The following is a 20430-nucleotide window of genomic DNA, read 5'->3' as shown; positions in this document are numbered from 1 at the left end:
GTAACGGCATACCTCCAGGGCCTGGGCCAGCAGCAGGCGGCTAGAAACATGGCAGTCGCAGCCCCGCACCAGGGAACGATCTATTTTTACAAAATCAGGCCGCAGGTACAGGGCCGCCCTAAGCTGGCCTATATCCGGCCCCACGTCGTCTATAGCTATCCTGGCGCCATTCCCGCGCCAGGCACTTAAAGTACCCGTTAATTGCTGTATATCCCTTAAGCCATACTCGGTTAACTCGATGACTAGCCGTGGATTCGCATAGGCGCCGGCGTCAATAGCAACCAGCCCTGCCGCCGTCACGTTAACGCTTAAGTACCCCTCCGGCGGGTAGCCGCCGGCCAGGGCGGCCAGAAAGCAGACCGTATCCAGCTCGCCCAAAAGCCCCCAGGCCGCGGCGCTTTTAAAGAGCCGCCCCGGTTTGGCAAGAATTCCCTCACCCCGGACCAAAGCCTCATACCCCCATAACCGCCCGGACGTAAGTTCCACTATCGGATGGTAGTAGACCCGTATCCTTTCGGGGTGCCTTATTACCGCTTCGACGTCGCTTTTTTTGAGCAAGGGAATCACCTTCTTTCCGCCAGGGGCTGTAGAGTTTCCACTTGCTGGCGAAGTATTCTTCTACCTTTTCCATCTGGGCGGGACCGATATAGTAAACAGTCACGGGCGTCTGCCCGGGCGGCTTTAAAACGATAATTTCGCTCTCAGGTATAAGGACCAGTTCTGATACCTGCACGTGTACTGGTACAAACGGGTTCTTCTCCCCCACCTCTGGCCACCACCTCTCCTAAAAATCAAAAACCCCCGCCAGGGTTTCCCGGAATTTGATAGGGTCAATTTTCTTCCCTTCCCCATTGTCAGCGCCTGAAGCAGAAGGAACAGCCCCCCGCTCTTCCAGTTTGGCCAACCTTTCTTCTATGGCCGCCAGGCGCATCCCCAGGTCCAGCCATTCCCGGGCCACTTTAGCCCTGATGCGGGGCGGGTAACAGAATACGGGATGGTTTTGTGGTAACTGCAAATTAAGGCGTTTCAAGGCACCGGACAATATATTTCACCTCGTTTGTTACAAACAAAGAATGCTATGTCCTTACATACTCACTATTGTTACAAAATCTCTTTTAAAACCCCTGTTGTATTAGCAATTGCAAGGCTTAATCATTGTTACAAACCATCTTAAGATAACCCATAGCATTGGCGAATAGCGGTTCCTTAGCCACCCGCGCCCCCGGCAAGGACCGCAGAAGTTCTTCTCCAAACAGGCAGGCCCCACCGCCGGCAAGAAGCGTCATGGCCACAAAGCTGGCCCGGCTGCTCCAGGCGGCCAGTACCCCCTGGGCGATAGCCTGGGCGACGTCGCGCCTGGCCTTTAGTAACTTTTCCTCAAGATGGATATCCTTGCCTGCATAGTGAATGGGCCGCCCGGCTAGTGCGTCTTCAACAACCTCCTGGTACATGGACGGGGCCAGGGGCGCGCCCGTCTGGCGCTGGAACTCGGCCGCCAGGGCGCGGTGCAGGAGGTTCACGCCGGCCTCCAGGCTGCCGCAGGCCTCCGGTAGGGGGCGGGGGACACCATCACCCCGGTCTTCAAAGAGCAGGTAGTCGATGGTGTATGTTCCCACATCGACCACTCCCAGATAACCATTCCCGGGCAGGACTACATCCCCCGCCAGCACCACCCCCGCCCCCTGGGGGAATACCAGCACCTTGCCGAAGCTAATATACCTCTCTTCCCCACCGTCCACGCTCACCCAGGCCGCCAGGCCCTCCAGGCGCTTCTTCAAAGCGTCCTTCTGGGCGCGGAAATAGGCCAGGGGCAACCCCACCGCCAGGTCAACCTGTTTGGGAAATGGTCCTTTATCCCCGGCGCCCGCCAGGTAGGCGGCCGCCAACAGCATCAGATCATGGAGGGATGCAGGTTTCTCCCGGCTTAAGGTGGCAGTGGCCGCCAGGGATCGCAGGGCCGCCTCGCCGACAAGTTTTTCCTCTACCTCCCCGTTAGCCTTCCGCACCCGTACCCTGTGGCCCGTCCCATCGTAAAACAAGCCACTTAGGGGGTCCTCAATATAAGGCGCCACTACCGAGGGGAAGGAAACCCTGGCCACCGGCGAAACGGCCTTGACAAAACCGTACCCCACATCTATACCTACGGCCTTTGCAGCAGCCAGGGACATTGGTTGGGGATTAGTTTGAATTGCAAACATTAGATCACGCTCCTTTAAGTATTTAGCCTTCTAAAAGAAAAAACCGGGATCTCCACTATCCCGGCTTAACAATTATGAAGTATCTCTCCCCTGTAAGACCACAAACCAATCGTTGTAGACAGTCCCTTCGGTGACCACCACGCCGTCCGCATAGGGCGGCGCGTCCAGGGCCGCGCTCCCCGCCGCACCCGTGCCGGTAAGCTGCATCGTGACCACCGTGCCCTCGGGCGTGACCTCTAGGCTTGGGTCTGTCCATATCTCGACCTGCCACGTCTTGTTGGTGCCGTTAACCGTTGCGGCTACCGGCCCGGACCCTATCGTGGCCTGATGCCCCGCCTCGTAGGGGAAGACCGCCGTAACCGCGTCAAGAGGACCCACGCTGTCTATCAGCAGGGTTACTTTTGCCCCCGCCTTCACCCTGGGAAGCTGGGCGGCGGTCATACCCGGAGTTATGAGGATGTGCGTCGAAGGGTTGGCCGGATCCGGCGCTGCCTGATCCGGAGGCGGGCTGGCTATCCCGGCCACCCTGGGCCGCTCAAAAGCCATCACACAAATGTCAGCCCAGGCAGACCAGTTGGAATCTACTCCCGCCTGGTCCCACACCATCACCCTCACCTTAAAGCGGTAGTCGCCGGAGGCCCACAGCGGTCCGTGGACGTCCGGCGCCCCGCTGGTGGGGACAGTATACTGGGTACTGCTCCCCATAACTTTGCCGGTGTCCAGCACCACCTGGAGGTCGGAAGCCCGGACAATCTGTAGCTGGAAGGCGCTCTGGCTGTCGCCGGGGTCGGGGTCAGAAAAACTCCAGGTCAGGGTGGGCGTTGTGGTAGTGTAGCACGTCCCAAGGGTGTCGATCACCGGCGGGTAGGGTTTGGCGTCCGTGTCCCAGACTACGGCTACTCCGTTAAAAGCTACTATTTTGGGAGTTACGTTCGGGTCGGAAGTCGCCAGGTCGGCCTTCCACTTTACGGCCCGGCCGGGATTCACCTGCGCCCAGAGCCGGGTATCAACAGAAGCAGGAGAAACTGCCGAAACGTCGCCTATGGCCGTCCAGGTGGCGCCGTTGTCGGTAGTGACTTCAGCTACCGGGCCGGATGGCGTGCCCCGCACCCGCCAGACTTTGGCCCAGGTGGCGCCGTCGGCGGTGAGCGAGAAGGTTATCGAAGTCTTGTCGGGCACGCTTACGTAGGCCCGCACCCGGACGTAATCCACGCTATTGCCCGGGTCTTTCGCTTGCGATACCACCATCGCCGAAGGGGCGTAGCTGCCCAGGTTGGAGAGGCCGGCCACGGTAACGGACATATCAGGGTTATACACTAACTGGGTGCCGTCCCACGAGTAATATTTCACCTGGTCGCCGTCGATGATAATGCGGTCGAAAGTTCCCGGCCTTACGGCCACGCAAACGGGATTATTGAGTCCGGAAGTGACCGAAAGGGCGGCGTTGTACCGGAAAGCAGAGCCGTCGAAAGAAAAGTGCTTCGCCTCCTTACCGTCTATCACCATCAGGTCTTTTTCCCCCGCGGCGGCTATCGCCACGGGAGAAGAAAGGCCGGTCACAGCCAGGGCAGGATTTTCTGTAAGACTTGAGCCAGTGAAATTAAAGTACCGCACCTGGTTGTTATCCAGGACAGCCATATCGTAGTTCCCGGCCACCAGGGCAAAGTCGATAGGGTTCGACAGCCCGGAAGGCTCCAGGTAAGGCACTTCCACCATGCCCGAGCCCGTGAACATGAAATCTTTGACCGACTTTCCCACCAGACCGGCGACTTCCCCTTGCCGGACGCCCACGGCCACCGCCCCGGCCAGACCCGTAACCGAAAGGGCCGGGTTTTCGATCATCGCGGAACCCGTAAAGGAATAATGATAAAGCTTATCCTTAGTGGCCACCACCACGTCCGGGTAAGTGTCACCTGCCGCTACAGCCAGGGGGTTAGAGGACAAGGACACGTCAAGGATGGTGTTCTCCACCATTTTCGTACCGTCGAAGCTGTAATGAATCACCTTCCCAGGGGCCATCACCACGTAGTCCGGCCCGCCGTCCGGCCAGAAGGAAGCGGCGTTGGCGTTGTACTTCGGCAGCCGGATCTCGTGCAGGGTGGTGTCCACGACTGCCGTAGTGGCAGAGCTGTCAATGGTGGCAGGAGTGTCGGAAGCAGTTATGCCGTACTGCCAGGATGCCGCATTCGCCGGTCCGGCCCGCAAGAATAGGACGCCAGCCAGGACGGCCAGGACAAGATAAATTTTCCGCGTCGAAAATCACCCCCCCTCAACCAAAAGAAAAACCCCGGTGAACCGGGGTGATAAGAAATGGCTATATCCTGAATGCCGTTATTGTTGCTTGTGAAGTATTTCCAGCCAAATCTTTGACTTCAACGGTAATAGTATGGGCACCGGAAGATGAGAGGGTTACCGGTATTGCGTTGCCAGGAATATTGTACCACCCAGTCCATGCACCCCCGTCAACTTGGGCGCGGGCTTGAAGCTGGCCAGCCCTGTTATCAGTCGCCTGGACGACCACGGAGAAAGTTCCGGTAGTAGTACAGGTGGCTCCATTCAGCCCCTGTACTTTCTGGATTACCGGCGGCGTAGTGTCTGCACCGCTTTGGGCCGCCTGGTAAGCCCAGTAGGCAGCGGATTGGCCGTTGTAAATTGTATTGGCAGCAGCCGCCGCCGCTGAAGTTTTAGCTGCGTTGGCCGCATTATAAGCGTTCTGGGCGTTGGTAGCGGCAGTTGCCGCACTGTTCTTAGCGGCCTCTGCAGCACTGTAAGCGTTTCTTGCCGCAGATAGTACTGTACCACCAGCGTCCTTCACTGCATCGTTATCTGCCACGTCAAAACCTACATAAATGATCCCATTTTTAATCCCCATTAGGCCAGATTTACTTGTTTTTTGTGTTATTACAGTAATATTACTCGCGGATAAATTGGAAACATCAAAAGACTGATTATAATCATCAAACTCAGCTATAAGATTTCCATCTGCATATACATATAAAAAACCGTAATGAGTAGAAAAACTCGATTCACCAGAAATCCTCCAGACCTTAGAACCATTGGGCGCATTGTAGCTGTAAATAGTCCCGCTATCGAAGCTTGAACAGGTAAAAGATACTGTTGTAGAAGGTATAATCGCCGCATGAACAAGTGGAGCAACGAAAAAATTTGCCATAACAACAGTAAGCAAAATTATCATTAGCTTTCTCCATAAGTTAAACCCAAATATCACCTTTTTCATGGTCGAATCTCCTTTCCATAATTACCTGGTTTAGCCATCGCCTTTAGGCAAAAACAAAAGTTTAGAGGCTGCTGTGTGATATTACTGGGACATTTATTTCATAGGTTAAATCTTAAATATGGTCGTACTTGCTGATGCAATATTGCCCGCCTGGTCTTTTACGTTCACGGTTATCCTGTTGGCCCCTCTGGAAAAACCGGAAACAACGATAGTGTTTTTCGACAAGGGTACCCAAGACGACAGGTAGCCCTCGTTAACTTGATACTGATAGTACAGCACACCACTTATATTATCCTTGACGCTTATTTCCAACGTTGCGCTATAAGACGTAGTAGCAGTGGCCCCATTTAACCCCCGCAAGGACTGGATAACCGGTGGAGTCGGGTCTACCACCACCAGAAATTCCTGCGGCGATGATGCGACTCCGTAGGCGTCCTTAACCTGCACGCGAAGCCGCGTCACGCCGGAAGACTTGACCAGGTAAACATTTTTTGTGGAAGTATAGGCTTCCCAGTCTCCCCAGATACCCGTGCCGGGATCAAACCGCACGTAGGTAGCTCCGGAAAAACCCAAGCTGAGAGTTGGGGCGTCGCTTGAAGTGAAAAGCGCGGCATTGCCGTTCCACGTGCCGGAAGAGCCGCCCACTATGGTAACTGTGCCTGTCGGCGGGTTAGGATTGTAGCCTATCTCCGCCACGGCCAGGGTCACATTCTGGGCCTGGTCACAAACCTGGGCATAAACTTTCTTTATGCCCGGATTGGTGTTGCCACCGTAAGCAGAAGCGGTTATATCCCACATCTTGGTCTGGGCAAATGGCTCCCAGGGTGACCAGAGGTTGCCGTCATTCGAGAAGCGCATCTGCATCTGGGAAGTAGTGGAAGCGTTGTCCTGAACGCTTAGGGTTAGGGTAACAATAGCCGAAGTGGTAGATTCAGCCCCGCCGTTTATCGTAAGCGTCAAGCTCGGCGGAAGCATGTCCTCGGCTAGGGCAATGGTATCCGTAACCACTTTCTGGTTCCCTACGGCGTCTGTAATACGCGCGTAGACTACTTTAGTCCCTGCACCGAGAGGAACGTCCCAATCAAAGGTGTTGGCGTAGTTCGCTACCCCGGTGCCGTTATCCGGGTTCAGGGGCGCTTCATACTTTATTGTGTAGCTAACTCCGTCGTTGGAGAGTTCTACCCGGCAGATGCCGCTTAAAGAGTCACCAACGTTGACGGTAACCTTTATCCTGGTGTCATAGGTTTTTTCCAGCCCCTCGCGGGATACGGCATTTATTGAGCCAGTCGGTTGCTGGTTATCCGTAGCGTTGGGCAGCGTTGGCATATAGGCGTTACCGTAAGGAGATTCTCCTGACTCGTTGTAGGCAGAGATCCTGAACCAGTAGTTATGCCGGTCATCATAAGTCGTGCCAACGGTCTTGCAGTAGAGTATGTTGGGATCGTCCTGTAGATCAAAACCCCCGCCGGCATGGTTAAACGGATCAGCTCCTATGCTATTATCGGCCTGAGACGCCAACCAATTAGGATCCGGATAAATCCTGGCCTGGGAAGAATCCCAGGTAGTCGTTGCCCCAACGTCGAAGGCCCGGTATTGATAACCGTCAAAAACCCAAACCTTGTAACCCGTAGCACCTTGCACACCAGGCCAAGTTAGAACAACTTTGCTGCGACCAACAGTTTGAGACCAGGTTACCCGGGAAGTAGTTCCGCTCGGCGCTTGCGGAGTAGGCGGTACGGTACGACAGCTACTTATTGCGCTATATCCACCGTACCATCCGGGGTGTTCAGCACGAACGCGAAAATAGTACCTGGTCCCGGGAGATAAACCTGAAACCGTGCATGAAGTTGCCGTGCCCACATAAACTTCTGTCCAACCGTCAACTCCATTGAGGCTTAGCTCTAAATGGTATTTCCGACTGGAATCCGTACCGGTAGGAGGACTCCAGCTTACCTGAACGCTACTCTGGGAATGGTTTGCAAAGGTAGGAGCTCCTGGCGCAAAGTTGGTATAGCTAATATTCCCATCTTTAGTGACAATGAGCATTCCATCCGAGCGAACGAAGGATGTATCATTCAAGCTACGATAATAATAAACGTTGTAATCCGTAAGAGTAACATTATTATAAGGTCCAGGGTTGATGACTGCATGTTTACCTTCATAGTTCACATACGTATTGACAAGATAAGTTACATCTCCAACGCCTTCCACTATTTCATAATCCGGACTATTTGATCCTGCTTTTCCCGATGCCACAGATTGGCCGTCTTTAGTAAAGATGAACCACAGACCATCCCGGTCTAGAGCAACAACCGTGTTATCCGAACGAACCTTTACATAAGACAATGCATGGTTATCGACTACTTCTTTTTTAAAATACCAGACATTGTTGGTGTTCATAAGTGCAATTTGCCCATCATCGTTACTATCCTCACCAACAGCAACAATAGTGCCATCCGGGAAAATATCCATAGCAATAACGTAAAAATTGGAATTTGGTCCTGGGATAACACTATTGTCAGCCTGGATTATTCTTACAGAGCCTCTTGAAGTGAATACCACAGAATTGTCTGGTCTGGCTATGGCTGTTCTTGTAGAACTAAGATACAAATCATGATATTGCTTAGGTCCTTTGGTGAGGTTTGGATATAACACTTGAAAATAATTACTAGCTATTGTTACGATTTCGCCATTCGGCCGCTTTATATAAAGGGCGGCATTTATGTCCATTGAACCAGCAGGACCCAGTGTGTTGTTGGTATTGAGGACCTGCCAGTTCTTACCATGATACATAAGTACTCGGCCGTCATTTAGCAAGATTCCACTGTATGCTGCGGATGATGTCCCACTAGCTCCGAGACTCATATTGCGGTTGAGTATCTGCCAATATCCTTGACCAATTAGCACGCACGATCCATCCGGTCTTTCGATGATTTGATTAATCTCTACGGAGCCCCACGCCCAAGTAAGCGCCTCGCTTACTGATGGACACGCCATCAGAAAAACTATACTAAGAAAAACAACAATGAATAGTTTGTTTCTCATAATCTTATCCACTTCATACCCCTCCAGAACCGTTCCTTAGTTTAGTTTGTGTTTAAGTGTTTTGGACGTCTAGAAGTCCTTCTTAACCAAGTATTTCAATTATTTTCCATCCGTCTTTAGTTTGATAGAACAGAACCACCGCGGAGATATTCCTCCCGTCAGCCTTATAAGTAAACCCAACTGCCATTTCCTTGTTTCTTGCCCAAGTCAAACCTGCCTGCAAACCCTCAATCCTGCTAATTACCTCGCCTTTACCCAATATATCCCGGCTGGCCTCCTGGCTCTTCCTGGCCGGCCCAGCTAGATATCTAACCGCTTCATCCCACTTTCCCGCCGCCAAAGCCTCCAGGTAATCGGCAAAAACCTCCTTTGCCGCTTCCACGTGTCCATCCCTGCCCAAAACTAAGCTCCAACCGGACAGGTCAGGCGCACCTTCACGAAAAGAAACAACCTTCCAGCCGCCAGCTTCCTTCATAACGTCAAGCTCGTACCACCCCACGTCGGCCGTGCCATCCTGGAGTGTCAATTCCACCGTCGCCCCCACCCTGGCCCAGCCGCGTCCCAGGGCCTGGAGGGAAGTAGATACCTCGTCCACCCGGGCGGTAAAGTTTTTACCTTCCAGCTTCCCGGCGGCCTCCGCCGCCCTGCCGGTAGAAACCGCCTTCGCCCCCGCCACGTCCCCGGAAGCCAGGGCGCGGAGGTAAGTTTTAGCAATTTGCCGGGGCGGCAAGGCCATCGTATACTGCCACGCCAATGTCAACAGCAGCCCGGCAATCACCATGACTGCTGTAAGCAAAATAATTTTCTTCCTCATGGTCCACAACTCCCATTGGGGCAAACTATTTTCGCCGCCGCCCATCTTACCGGTGTGATGGAAGTTTTACCTAAAATCTTATTGACAGAGGTATTAATAACAGCCACTACTCCCGGCATATCCAGAGAAGTTTGCAAAGTACCCCCGCCGCTCGGCAGTACATCGCTTGATGTGATCCCAAAAATATAAGGAAACCCGGCGGCTGCCATCACACCGCCACCCAGGCTGCCGCCGCTAAAAACATACTTATAAGCCGCCTGCGCCCCGCCGGCGGCATAAGCATCATCGCCGTTATAAACCACCAGCACGTAGTCCGGCCTTGTTTTCATAGCCGAACCTTTTAAAGGTGTTAGGGTATTGGGGTCCAGGCCCAAGTTTTCGGCAAGTTTTCTTCTAAAAACAGCGTGGGCCGCCGCCGTGTTTATCCGCGGTTGCCCATTCGCCTGGCTGTCCGGGGTCACCTGCATGGCCGCAGCCCTGACGGCCATCTCCAGGGCTCGCTGCACGTCAATGTCACTTTCCGTGGTCGCCTGGGTATAGTCGGCCAGGTAGGCCATCGCCAGCATTAGTACGGGTAAAAAGACCAAGAACCATATTAATGCCGCACCGCGCCGGTCTTTCAACAAGCGTTTCAGCATGTCAATCCCCCATTTCAATCGCGGCCGCGATCACGGGCTGACCCGTTCGCTCAAGGCCGAACCGCCTACCTTAATCGTAAACCCGCTGGGGACAGTTCCGCCTATAATCCTGCCTATAAGCAGTGGCTGGGGCTCCGGCCTGCAGGTGACCTGGAGGGACAGGGTACTGGCATCCATGTCGGCCGGATTCCTCAGCACCCGGGCCGCGCCCTGGGACTGCCGCGGCCCCTGGATATCCTGTACCGGGCAGGAAAAGGCGTTAAACCTGGCCTTTAAATCGTTTTCGTCGGCAATTGAGAGGTAACCCTCAACCTCCATACGCTGAAGGTAGTAATTGACCAGATGTTCGGCGTACTGGTGCTTGGTCAGGATGACCCAGTAATCCACCGCGCCGAAGGTCAGGAATACCAGGATAAAGAACACGATCAAAAATTCCAGCAGGACAGATCCCCGGACATCCTTTAAAAGCCGCCGCCCGTCAAGTTTTGAATAGTATTGACGGCCGAATTGTGGGTCGCCGCCAACTGGCCCTTCAACGCAGCGGTTATGGCCAGTGCCGCTCCGCCTACTATCAATCCCAGGATTAAGGCCTCCAGCAATGTAAAACCCCGCTGGTCTTTTTTTAAATCTTTTAAGCGCCGCCACATCTAAATCCCCCCTGTCAAGCGAAGGTAAACGTGCAACAAAACCACCGCTAGGACGCCGCCGAAAACAAATATCGCCCCCGGGACCACCGGCAGATCCGTATTGGCCCCGGCCATTTCTCCCGCCTGTTGAAACACCCTGAAGTTCTTATATCCCAGGGCCGGCACACACCCCAGACGGATTTCGCTGATCCAGGTGCCTTTCACCATAGCCGCGACATTCCAGTCATAAATCTTCAGCCTGACAGCCAGGGCCATAACCCATCTCGCCAGGCCCGCGCCTACAAAATACACCGGCAGCAGCTCCGGCCCCAGCCAAACCCCCATGCCGGCGGCCAGCTTGATGTCACCCTCGCCAGGGTTTAGAAAGATAAAGGTGGCCGGGATGGCAGCCAGCCCGGCCATCAGGGCCGGTAGTACGCCGGGACCGATAAGGACAGCTTTCACCAGCCCGGCAAGGAAGAATGGAATGGTAAGCCAGTTTTTGATCAGGCCGGTCTTTAAATCCGTATACAGCGCAGTAGCCGCAACAGCCATCATTATGAAGTCTGGCCACCAAGTCATAGCTGGCTGCACCTCGGGTCGTTGGCGTAGGCTGGATCAGAGCATTTGATAATCAGCACGTTCTTGCCGGCCAGCCCCCGCAGGGCGGCCGAAACACCGTAGCCGACAAACGATGTTGCTCCTGCAATAATAAGCGCCCAGATGATATGCTCCATCGTTAGTACCGCGCCCCTTTCACCCAGCAAGAAATTCTTAACTGCCTTGAACATTAAAAGCACCTCCCGTAAAAAAGAAAAGCCCCTCCTTTTCAGGGAGGGGCCTGCAGTTAAGTTTAGTTTCCAGTGGCACCCGTGGCAATTCCGGTGGCGCTATCGGTAGTAAGGGTGGCGCTGTAAGTCGAGGTGTCGCTCACCGCCCCGCTCATCGCCTTCATGCTCTTTACGGCGTTGAAAATAGCCCCGGTTTTGCCCCGGAAGAGGGCCGTCGCGCCGTAGCCCACGAGGGCCACCCCCCCGCCTATAAGCAGGGTGTAACCGATGATTTCGGCAGTAGTCACCGCTCCCCTTTCGCCTTTCAAAAATTCGACGATACCTTTAACCATATCAAATTCCCCTTTCTTTAAGTTTTTCAACCTACCCGCATACTGCTGATCATGCTGATGGCCCTGAAGGCCAGGGGCCCCAGCATCATCCCCACCAGTGCGGCTACCGGCAGGAAGATATACACCGTCGAGTAAACAGGTTTGGCTGCGATCCGCATTTCACCCAGACTCTGCCGCAGTTCGTCCAGGCGAAGCGCTTCTTCTTCCATTACCCCCGTGAGTTTCGCCACCCCTCCTTCCACTATTTGCATCAAGACTGCAATCAGAACATCAGCCTCTTTAAGGCCGATGTCGCTGCCCAGCTGCTCAATGGCCCTCAAAGCGCCGCCGCTCCAGCTGGCGATGCACTTCTCCACCGCCGGCCTTAAAAGGGTAAGCAGCGGCAGGCTTAATTCCATGGCCTGGCGGGGAGTGAACCCCGCCCGGGTAAAGAGGTCGATGCTTTCATACAGCACCGCAGCTTCCCTGAGCCTCTGGAAATGGGTACGGCTTTGGTAAAGTCTGACAGCTACCCGGCTGGCTAAAAAGCCCAGGGCAGCGCCTACCGGGACGGCTACCAGAACATAAGGCATTTTGGCGACAATCAACGCGGAAAAAACAGCCCCTCCAAAGGCGAAAACGACAGTCCAGCGTTCGCCCGCAGGGGCTTCCCTTTTAACTTTAACCCCTATCTTTTGCCGCTCTGGCCCTACCAGGCTGGACAGCCGGGCTGCAAGTTTAGCCGAAGGGGTAAGGCGGGCGACAAGCAGGAACAAGGCCCCCGCCGCCAGGCCAACACCGCCACCAAAAAGGGCAGGCAAAACAAGGGTCACGTTTCCACCCCGCTCAACGCCCGGTCTAGAAGCATCCCCACCAGGATGGACAGGAAGCAGACCACCACCAGGAGCCTGCCGATGGGGTTGTAGACCAGGAAATATCCCGTTTCGGGGATCAGGGAACGCATGAGCAAAAACTCCGGCAGGATCAGGGCATTGACCAGCATCCCCATAAACCTGCCGTAGGCCATACCGGAAGCGTTTTTGTAAATTAGACCCTGGAGATTGGCGATCCGCCCGGCCAGGCGGGTAAACAGCGGCCGCACGGCCGCGTCGTCCCAGGCAAGCCTTAAAAGCTGGACGAACATCCTGCCGTATTCAAAGTCCAGCTCTTTCATAAGGAAAAGACAAACTTCGTCTATGCTTTTCCCGGCCGCCAGGTCCGTGTCGGCCTGCCGCAAGATATCCCCCAGGGGAGAAGGCACCTTCCTCGCGGTAATGCTTAAAGCCCGGGGCACCTGGGGCGTGTCGCCGAACTCGGCGGCAAAAATTCTTACAGCCGCCGCCAGCTGCTCGATGATTTTGTTGCGCCTGTTCTGCACCCGGCCGATAAGCACCACGTCCGGGGCCAGGGCGATGACCAGGGCCAGGATAACGGCCGCCGGCAGGTTTTTCATCAGGATTACGCCGGCAACAAAGCCACCAACACCACCGACCAGGAGCCCAACTAGATAGCGCATCACTGGGACCCGTACTCCCGAGCGCTTGAGCATAAAGCTTGTCCTTTCCGACCAGCGCTTCAGCCACGGAGGAAGTTCGTCTTCCTCATTCTCTTTGTTCAAAAAACGGCGCAGGACCAGCGGCATTTCCTCCCTTTCCCGCCGCGGCAGGGCCAGGTGCGGAATTTTCGCCAGGCGCAGGATATAGTAGCTGAAAACGCCGGCGCTCAAACCCAGCCCGGCACCAAAAACGGCTGCCGCGGCAAGCCGCAGGTAGTCCATCAGGCCACCCCCGCCCTGGCAAGAAACTGGGAAATGTTTACCCCGAACATGCGCAGCTTCTCCTTCAAGCGCTCGCTGGGAGGGTTGACAAATTCCCAGTCGCCGTCAAAATAGTCATATTTGCCGGGCCGCCAGACGACAAGATCGCGAAACTTGACGCCTGCCTTCTCCGTCCACACTTCGGTGACCTGGACGATCTTTTTCATCCCTTTGGTGGTGTCGGCGAACATCTGGATAATCACATCAAAAGCGTCGGCCACCCAGGTCTCGGCTATCTCCAGGGAAAGGTTCAGTCCTTCCTCCAGCATCATCTTGGCGCAGCCAGTCACGGCTTCATATGGCGAACTGAAATGGATCGTCGCCATGGAGCCGTGATGGCCCCGGGTGCAGGCTTTGATGGCCTCCACCGCCTCGCCCATACCCCGGATCTCGCCCACCATGATGATGTCCGGAGAGTAACGCAGGGTCGTCCGGAAAAGCTTTTTCATATCGCAGTTTAAATCGGCGTGTTCCTCAAGCTCGATTATGTCCCGGCCGCAGTAGTGCTCACATAGGCGCAGTTCCACGTCTGTTTCCAGAGTTACTAATCGCAATGCCTCGGGGATATAGTTGATCAAAAAGCGCATCAAGGAAGTTTTGCCGCTGCCGACGCCGCCGGAGATAAGGATGTTGGCCCGGCCCTTGACCAGGGTGATCAAGAGGTCCAGCAGTTCCTGGTTCAAAGTGCCTGCCCTGATGAGGTTTTCCGGGGTCATCTTGAAAGTGTCGTGCTTCCTTAAGACCATGGTCCACTCCCGGGTTACGGGCGGGCAGGTGGCCGTCAGCCTGGTGCCGTCCTTGCGGATGGACTCGACTATGGGCGTTGAGGCCGTCAGGGCCACGCCCCGGTCGTGGAACAGGAGCCTTGCGATGATCTTTTTGACGTGCTCGGTATCTTTAAATTTAATGCCGGTCTTTAAGTTTTTACCTCGCTTCTGGATAAAAACGGCGGAAGGACTGTTGACCCGGATCTCATCCACTTCGGGGTCGTAGTACACCGGCTCCAGCACGTCCAGCCCCCAGGCATAGCTGAATATTTCCCTGGCCAGTTGCTCCCTCGTCATCCCCTCTACTTCCACCTGGTACTTTTCCAGGATTTCTTGTATAAGCTTCCTGGCCTTTTCTATCGCCCCGGGTAGCCCTGCCTGGGCGTCTTCAAGTATTTCTTTATGCCGGAAGGCTTCTTCTCCCCACACCTCGCTGTTGGTAATGACGTCCTGGACGAATTTCGTAGCCTCTTTCAAAGTGCGTTTGCCCAGCCTGAACTCCTGTCTCTTCTCTTTTTCCTCCGCTTTCTCAACCCTCTTGCCTCTAAAAATGCCAAGCATCTTTTCCACCTCACGGTTTCATTTTTTTGACCAGAACAATCCCTTTCGACCCGGTGGCCGCCCCCCGGACTACCTGGGCAACGTCTGAAGGGTTTACCGCAAGCACGGCGACGGCCGGGGTCCTGGGCGCCTGCGCCGCCTGCTGCAGCAGCCCCGCCTGCTGATTGGGAACAATAGGGTTACCCTGGGCGTCTACTAACTGGAGAAGCCTGGCGTTGCTTGCCAGGATGGCCCCGGGCACATTTTCCGTCTCCGCAAAGTACACATCCACCAGGTCTCCGGGAGAGAAATATCCCCCGCCGCTCCTGGCCAGGTCGATATTGACGGCGATCACCTGCCTGTCTTCATTAGCAGCTTCTCCTACCCGTTCCAGGCGCACCTGCTCGCCCTGGTACAGCTCCGCCAAAGCCACCTTGCCTATCAGATCGTCCGGTTTTCGCGCCGTTCCAGGCTCAACGGCGCCCACCGGTACCTGTCGCCAGGTAAGATCGCCGGCTTTGATCAGGCTGTAGGCGTTGATGTTGTGGGCCGGAACTATAACCTGGGTCATCGCCTGGTGGGTGTTGATGTACCGCTGGTAATATAACCCCGAAGTTACGGCCACCCCCAGGCCGAAAATAATGGCCAGGATAACCGGGACAGGTATCGAACGCCCGGAACCGTAATTTTTGTTCCTGCCGAAGATTTTCAACCACCTCCCACGCTAAAATGAAGCCAGAAACATAAACACCCACAACCCGGCCGCCAGGCAGGTCCCAAAAGGAATGGCATCTTCGGGTATAGGAGCGTTTATATCTTCGGGTATTCTTTCTAGCGCCAGGGCTCCTTTTATGCCCCCCACAAAGGTAAGATAGGCTCCCTGAATTAAATAGAGCAGGCGCTCTTTGAGAGCCCCCTGCTTTGCCAGCTTGCCCAATCCCCAAACTGCCCCGATGCAGGAAGCTACAAAGATAACGGCCAGGGCGCCGTGTAACCCCAGCCAGGCCCCGATGGCGGCCATGAGCTTGACATCACCCCCTCCCATGCCGCCGAAGGCGAACATGGCCAAGCCCAGGAGAAAGCAGGCCGATGCGCCAATAAGGCTTGCAACCCAGTTGCCCGCCCATACATGATAAAGAAACCCCGCCCCCAGTAAGGGCAGGGTAATGTAGTTAGGGACGTAGTGGCTAATAAAGTCGGTTACGCCGACTAGCGTGACTGCTAAAAAAAATAGCCATGCCGGCCAGGTCAATTGATCCACCCCCAAAATATGATTTTTCTTCCTATCAACAGAAGGGAATTTCTAGCATACGCAGAAGAAAACCATATCATCTAAAGAGACTAGAAATGATGGAAACAAATGAAATCTCTTTAAGCAATGTGATTAACATCCATAGCATGATTAACAATATGCCAATATTACTTAGTGTTTCTAGCCCAATTTGGAGGGAATGCTGATGAGGGTTTTGTTTTACCTTTTTATAGTCTTCATATTGCCAATCATTCCGTACTATAGATTTATATACCTGATTTTTACTATATTTACTGTTTGTTTCCTTTTTATTCATACTTACCTTCCACGAAATGGACGAAAGTTTATTATAGCTCAACATAAAGACCCCCTCTACGTTTTTCTTTTAAACTTGATAGCAACAATCATTTTATATTGGGTTTTTTTCCTTGATATTCAAAGGTACGGCTTTGTTAACTTTTTCTTTGCATCAAGGACCTTTGTAAGTACGATAGGAAGTATATTGGCAGAATCGGCTTTAGTTTTGATAATTGACGCGAAACTTACTCTAGGAAACATGTTTTACGATGGAGCCGGTATTTACAGGAATCACGTAATTGTAAATAAGGGACCCTATGTTTTAGTTCGCCATCCAATTTATCTCGGGTATATAAATTTTTATGGTGGATCTTCCTTAGTAGCCGACAGTTACATATTTGCGATAACGTGTGGTCTTATAACATTTTGGGCATATAAAAGCCGAGCAATCCGTGAGGAAAAACTACTTTTGAATTGTGAAAATACCCGCGTAACTTATCTTTCTTACAGCCATACTACTCCCATGTTCGTGCCAACCTGGAAAACGATTGTCAAGTATTTGAAGGAATAACTTATCCCTACCTCTACAAACATAAAGAAACCATACGGCAAGGAAAGGCAGGATAATAGACTATAATCGCTGCTGCTGTAGCTAAAAAAGCTTACCCCAGGTTTCCATCGCGACCTTTTTCCTCCCTAGTAACCTATTTTGTATCCCCAATTAATTCTTCCTCAATGGCTTTAGCCCCCTCGGCTTGGCTTACCTGGCCGTTATCCAGGAACACCAGGGCGGGAACCCCCTTAACGCCTTCAGGCGGCTTTGAAGCCAGGTAAATCGTTACCCCTTCTAATCCGTTTCTTTTAAGCTTCGCTTCAATCTCTCCCTGATCATTTCCCCGCAAATAAGTAAATACCAGGTAAGGCCGCCTACCTTCCGGCAGCTGCGCCATCTCCTGCAGGGCCTCGTCGCAGTGTGGGCACCACCAGGCGACAAAGAGAGCCGGGCGCGCGGCAAGGTCCAGGGTTACCGGCCTGTTATCCATTGTTGTGACCACAAGGCCGGAATGCTTATTTGTATCAGTTTTAACGCTGGATGGAAGGCTTTTTGAGCCTGTTGATATCTTTTTTTCTACAAAGTCCTGCTTTGGCAGACTAGCCGTCTCCCCTTTTTCAGCCGGTACGGAAGAAATGACTTTCGCCGGCGGCACAGCAGGCGCGGCCGCGGCAGGGACCACCCGGGGATTAAAAGCCAAAAGGCCTGCAACCATTATCAGCCCGGCCCCAGCAAGAACGGCAGGCACCAGAAAAACGCGCCTGGGAGGGTAAATCGTAACATAAACAGCCAGAAGGACTTCTACCAGCAGGAATTTCAGACAGACAGGGCAGAGCTTCCCCGTCCCCCGCCAGGCCAGGAAAAGAAGTAAGGCATGGGCGGCCGCCCCACCGTAGATAATTGGAAGTGCGGCCTTCTTTTTAGTCGCAGTAAAACCGCCGAAGCAGAGGACGGCGGAGAGGGAATAATAAGCCGCCCCCCAGAGAAGCAGGGGGCGGCCGAAGATATAGCTTACGGCACTGCAGGCCGAGGATGGGCAACTATAAGGGTTAAAACCGATTGACCATAAGCAAAAAGAACCCAGAGTTAAAAGCAGGTAAATTAATCCAGAAAGCATTTTGTATTCCCCCTAATTTTGGCAGGAAAAAGGTCTTAATAGGAGTATTAAAAATAAAAAAGTTTCTTATCTGCTCTATAACATTGCTTTAAGAAGATAGTAACAGTAAACCAAGATAATAAAAGAAACACCCGCGCAAAGAAGTGCCCATCCTATCAAAATGTCATATACTGATATCCATTCAAGGAGGCGTTTTGATAATTGTTTAAGATTTTGTGGCCTTTTGTGGTCATAATCCCCTTGATCGTTCCTATGCCTATTGTCCTCTTGGTGCTCACGATTTTGATCATTATTAGTCCTATAATAATGTTTCGTTATAGTCATCAAAAAAAGGTTTTTCTTAAACGCACGGATGTAAAATGGTGGGTATCTACCATATTTACTTTGGGCCTGATATGTACTTTGGGGTTGTTCTTTGCAACCTGCAAAGGAATTATCTACAGGGGAAATATACTTCGCTTTTCTTTCTGGCTGATAAACGTCGGATTGCTTTTGCATTTACATTCTCTCCTTACCCTTAAACAAATGTTCCATGCTGAACCAGCGATATTAGAGCGACAAACCATAGTATCCGATGGACCATATCAATTAGTACGGCACCCTATTTATCTTGCATACATATTGCTTCATCTTGGAATGAGCCTTACTACGGGCAGGGTATTTATTGGGCTATTGCTAACCACCCCCACAGTATTCTGGGCTATTCAAAGGGCAATGCTAGAAGAAACGCTCCTTGCAGACGGGGAGACAAAGGATTCATATCTGTCTTACGCTTCTTCGACACCAATGCTATTTCCTACAGCGCGTAGTATAATAAGGTTTCTACAAAAAACCTATGGTAGTTAAAATCACCGGCAGGCATCCATGGGAGCGCTGTTCCTGCCCAGGAGCCAGCCGTTTCTTATAACCGAATAAAAAGTGCCCGCCTGCGAGCAGCGGCTCGAACTTACATCCTTAATGCCGGCCAACTTGAGAAACGTCGTTTTAATCATACCGGCAGCCCTGGCCACAACCGAAGGGGAATACGGTCCGCTGTCATATATCTCTATCTTGTCGCTCAACTTGCCGCCACCGTATTCCGGACTCATAAACCGCGGCCAGTTTATATCCAGGACTGTACTGGCAACCGCAGTAGTATTGGATGGATATTCAATCCACCTCTTTTCATAACCCAAAAAACGGTCACAGCAGGTACCGCGCTTCCAACCCCCTTTTTCAACCAAATCCTTTTCCGGTCCGGTCAGGGTTACCGGGGGATCGCATACGCAGCAGCAGGAACACCCGTCAAGGCCGCAGCATGTCTCGCAATGGCCATATCCCACGGTAATGGTCACATAGCGTACTCCCTGCCTGGACCCGGCCAGGGCCGCTGCGTCCACCGCCGTCTGGAGCTCTTCCCTGGCCACGTAAAGCCTGGCAAAGTCGGTAGCCAGGCCAGCCAAAAGGAGAAGAATGGCCAGGAGCAAGACAGTCATCAGCAGTATTGCGCCGTGCTCATCCTTTTTCAAGGCTCGTATCTGAATACCGCGGAACCGGTCACCTGTATGCTCTTTTCCCATGGAGCACCTCCTAAAAGCGCCGTTATTCCAGGCAGGAAAACTGGAGAATTGCAGGCGACCTGGGCGGTCACCAGGTTTTGTCCGGGAGAGTTAGGTGTAAGAACTACCTGCGCCCTGGCAGGGTTTATTCCTGCCGCGCTTAAAACTTCATACCCCACCTGGGATGCCTTACTTATGTTCAGAGTCACGGCATAAGTGCGGCCAGCTTCCCTTGCCGCCGCTACCGCCCCCAGTTTGTCTTTGAGCAGGAGAGACACGTTTACGATTCCCATTAAAATGACGATGAGCAAAATGCAGGAAAGGACGAACTCCAGCATCACCGGGCCCCGGCAGTCTTTATAAAGACGCTTCAGCATTTTACCAGCACTCTCCACTGCAGGAGCATCCCACGCAAACGGGCCGGGTACGATCAGGCTCCATGCGGTTGCGGTACTCCACATAATAGCTGCTCTGCTGCTCCAGGGTGATTTCGTTGTCCATCGCTTTGCCGCCAAGAAAGGCGGCGATCCCCGGCGCAAATACCGGAGTTCTGTATGTAACCGTTGCCGTCACCCTTTCGTTTCGGCTTCCCAGGCCAGACACACGGACATCTCCCTTCCCCTGTCCCAATCCTGCCGCTTCAAGGATTTTTTGCCCTTTGCTCAAGGCGTCCGACAGCCTGCCGGTGACTGCCGCCGTCCGCCCAGCATCCCTGGCGGCAGAGGCCGCCACAATGTGGTTGTTGAGCAGGATGGCGAAATTGATTGTCCCCAGGACCAGGGCTATAAATATAGGGAAAACCAGGGCAAATTCCAGGATCACGTTGCCGCGCTCATCTTTATGCAGTCTCATAAAATCCCTCCCATCAAAAAAGGCCGCCTTGCGGCGG

Annotated in this window: 26 protein-coding genes and 1 pseudogene; 2 read left to right on the top strand and 25 right to left on the bottom strand. The window is 53.3% G+C overall.

From position 1 onward, the window contains the following. From E308F_RS05460 to E308F_RS05375, 20 genes and pseudogenes are all read right to left on the bottom strand, one after another. Window positions 1-486: EAL domain-containing protein (locus tag E308F_RS05460; protein WP_216364453.1), on the bottom strand; the 486-nt coding region annotated here is incomplete at its 3' end. Next, complete coding sequence (locus tag E308F_RS05455) at window positions 452-766, bottom strand: hypothetical protein (RefSeq protein WP_141263894.1); 315 nt, start codon at window positions 764-766, stop codon at window positions 452-454. The genes E308F_RS05460 and E308F_RS05455, both read right to left, overlap by 35 nt. Before the next feature lie 18 nt (window positions 767-784). Next, entirely contained in the window at window positions 785-1042 is a 258-nt protein-coding gene (locus tag E308F_RS05450; RefSeq protein WP_141263893.1) for a hypothetical protein, read from the bottom strand. 106 nt (window positions 1043-1148) lie between these two features. Beyond that, window positions 1149-2198 carry a ParM/StbA family protein gene (locus E308F_RS05445; protein WP_216364452.1) on the bottom strand — a complete coding sequence of 350 codons (1050 nt, stop codon included), beginning with the start codon at window positions 2196-2198 and terminating at the stop codon, window positions 1149-1151. A 72-nt stretch (window positions 2199-2270) separates the two neighbouring features. Next, window positions 2271-4403: a hypothetical protein gene (locus E308F_RS05440; RefSeq protein WP_253260398.1), complete on the bottom strand. Its 2133-nt coding sequence runs from the start codon at window positions 4401-4403 to the stop codon at window positions 2271-2273. Between the two features lie 109 nt (window positions 4404-4512). After that, window positions 4513-5436, bottom strand: coding sequence for a hypothetical protein (locus tag E308F_RS05435; RefSeq protein WP_141263891.1), 924 nt, complete (start codon window positions 5434-5436; stop codon window positions 4513-4515). A 105-nt stretch (window positions 5437-5541) separates the two neighbouring features. Then, a complete protein-coding gene (locus E308F_RS16465; RefSeq protein WP_253260397.1) occupies window positions 5542-7077 on the bottom strand; it encodes a hypothetical protein in 1536 nt (511 codons plus the stop codon). Window positions 7078-7194: 117 nt separating this feature from the next. Continuing rightward, window positions 7195-7482 (bottom strand): annotated as a pseudogene (locus E308F_RS16830) (fibronectin type III domain-containing protein); the annotation flags it as partial. Between the two features lie 1081 nt (window positions 7483-8563). After that, window positions 8564-9295 (bottom strand): hypothetical protein, encoded by a 732-nt coding sequence (locus E308F_RS05425; RefSeq protein ID WP_172613839.1) that lies wholly within the window; start codon window positions 9293-9295, stop codon window positions 8564-8566. Continuing rightward, complete coding sequence (locus tag E308F_RS05420; RefSeq protein WP_141263889.1) at window positions 9292-9933, bottom strand: TadE/TadG family type IV pilus assembly protein; 642 nt, start codon at window positions 9931-9933, stop codon at window positions 9292-9294. Before E308F_RS05420 ends, E308F_RS05425 begins: the two co-directional genes overlap by 4 nt. A gap of 30 nt (window positions 9934-9963) precedes the next feature. Beyond that, on the bottom strand, window positions 9964-10362 hold the full coding sequence (locus E308F_RS15740; RefSeq protein WP_216364451.1) for a hypothetical protein: 399 nt from the start codon (window positions 10360-10362) through the stop codon (window positions 9964-9966). Window positions 10363-10394: 32 nt separating this feature from the next. Then, on the bottom strand, window positions 10395-10580 hold the full coding sequence (locus tag E308F_RS15735) for a type II secretion system protein (protein ID WP_172613837.1): 186 nt from the start codon (window positions 10578-10580) through the stop codon (window positions 10395-10397). Continuing rightward, window positions 10581-11117 (bottom strand): prepilin peptidase, encoded by a 537-nt coding sequence (locus tag E308F_RS05410; RefSeq protein ID WP_216364450.1) that lies wholly within the window; start codon window positions 11115-11117, stop codon window positions 10581-10583. It lies immediately after the preceding gene. 20 nt (window positions 11118-11137) lie between these two features. Then, window positions 11138-11350, bottom strand: coding sequence for a hypothetical protein (locus tag E308F_RS05405; RefSeq protein ID WP_141263886.1), 213 nt, complete (start codon window positions 11348-11350; stop codon window positions 11138-11140). Window positions 11351-11412: 62 nt separating this feature from the next. Continuing rightward, a complete protein-coding gene (locus tag E308F_RS05400) occupies window positions 11413-11682 on the bottom strand; it encodes a hypothetical protein (protein ID WP_141263885.1) in 270 nt (89 codons plus the stop codon). Between the two features lie 26 nt (window positions 11683-11708). Beyond that, window positions 11709-12494 carry a hypothetical protein gene (locus E308F_RS05395; protein ID WP_141263884.1) on the bottom strand — a complete coding sequence of 262 codons (786 nt, stop codon included), beginning with the start codon at window positions 12492-12494 and terminating at the stop codon, window positions 11709-11711. Next, window positions 12491-13438 (bottom strand): type II secretion system F family protein, encoded by a 948-nt coding sequence (locus E308F_RS05390; protein WP_141263883.1) that lies wholly within the window; start codon window positions 13436-13438, stop codon window positions 12491-12493. The genes E308F_RS05395 and E308F_RS05390 overlap by 4 nt, the downstream gene beginning before the upstream one ends. Next, window positions 13438-14805, bottom strand: a complete 1368-nt coding sequence (locus tag E308F_RS05385; protein WP_141263882.1) for a CpaF family protein — start codon at window positions 14803-14805, stop codon at window positions 13438-13440. Before E308F_RS05385 ends, E308F_RS05390 begins: the two co-directional genes overlap by 1 nt. Before the next feature lie 10 nt (window positions 14806-14815). After that, window positions 14816-15496 carry a Flp pilus assembly protein CpaB gene (gene cpaB, locus E308F_RS05380; protein WP_141263881.1) on the bottom strand — a complete coding sequence of 227 codons (681 nt, stop codon included), beginning with the start codon at window positions 15494-15496 and terminating at the stop codon, window positions 14816-14818. A gap of 12 nt (window positions 15497-15508) precedes the next feature. Continuing rightward, the gene (locus E308F_RS05375) at window positions 15509-16036 is read right to left on the bottom strand and encodes a prepilin peptidase (RefSeq protein ID WP_141263880.1); all 528 of its coding nucleotides are present in this window, start codon (window positions 16034-16036) and stop codon (window positions 15509-15511) included. A gap of 199 nt (window positions 16037-16235) precedes the next feature. On the opposite strand from E308F_RS05375, the gene E308F_RS16825 reads away from it, so the two are divergent. Then, window positions 16236-16904: a methyltransferase family protein gene (locus E308F_RS16825; RefSeq protein WP_141263879.1), complete on the top strand. Its 669-nt coding sequence runs from the start codon at window positions 16236-16238 to the stop codon at window positions 16902-16904. Window positions 16905-17037: 133 nt separating this feature from the next. Here E308F_RS16825 and E308F_RS05365 read toward each other — a convergent pair whose 3' ends face one another. Both E308F_RS05365 and E308F_RS16460 read right to left on the bottom strand, forming a co-directional pair. Continuing rightward, complete coding sequence (locus E308F_RS05365) at window positions 17038-18003, bottom strand: TlpA family protein disulfide reductase (protein ID WP_141263878.1); 966 nt, start codon at window positions 18001-18003, stop codon at window positions 17038-17040. A 75-nt stretch (window positions 18004-18078) separates the two neighbouring features. Continuing rightward, the gene (locus E308F_RS16460) at window positions 18079-18501 is read right to left on the bottom strand and encodes a hypothetical protein (protein WP_245907840.1); all 423 of its coding nucleotides are present in this window, start codon (window positions 18499-18501) and stop codon (window positions 18079-18081) included. Window positions 18502-18528: 27 nt separating this feature from the next. Here E308F_RS16460 and E308F_RS16820 point away from each other — a divergent pair, with 27 nt between their 5' ends. Next, the gene (locus E308F_RS16820) at window positions 18529-18849 is read left to right on the top strand and encodes a methyltransferase family protein (RefSeq protein WP_373995951.1); all 321 of its coding nucleotides are present in this window, start codon (window positions 18529-18531) and stop codon (window positions 18847-18849) included. Window positions 18850-18851: 2 nt separating this feature from the next. On the opposite strand, the gene E308F_RS05355 is transcribed toward E308F_RS16820, so the two are convergent. Genes E308F_RS05355 through E308F_RS05345 form a run of 3 tightly spaced genes read right to left on the bottom strand, consistent with a single transcriptional unit; the run spans window position 18852 to window position 20393 of the window. Next, window positions 18852-19562: a pilus assembly protein TadG-related protein gene (locus tag E308F_RS05355; RefSeq protein WP_141263877.1), complete on the bottom strand. Its 711-nt coding sequence runs from the start codon at window positions 19560-19562 to the stop codon at window positions 18852-18854. Continuing rightward, window positions 19508-19918, bottom strand: a complete 411-nt coding sequence (locus E308F_RS05350) for a TadE/TadG family type IV pilus assembly protein (RefSeq protein WP_141263876.1) — start codon at window positions 19916-19918, stop codon at window positions 19508-19510. Before E308F_RS05350 ends, E308F_RS05355 begins: the two co-directional genes overlap by 55 nt. A gap of 1 nt (window position 19919) precedes the next feature. Next, window positions 19920-20393 carry a TadE/TadG family type IV pilus assembly protein gene (locus E308F_RS05345; protein ID WP_141263875.1) on the bottom strand — a complete coding sequence of 158 codons (474 nt, stop codon included), beginning with the start codon at window positions 20391-20393 and terminating at the stop codon, window positions 19920-19922. Window positions 20394-20430: the final 37 nt, after the last annotated feature.

It is taken from the genome of Moorella sp. E308F (assembly GCF_006538365.1).
Taxonomy (GTDB): Bacteria; Bacillota; DSM-521; order Neomoorellales; family Neomoorellaceae; genus Neomoorella.
The sequence above is the reverse complement of the archived record's forward strand: the minus strand, read 5'-3'. Positions and strand labels throughout refer to the sequence as shown.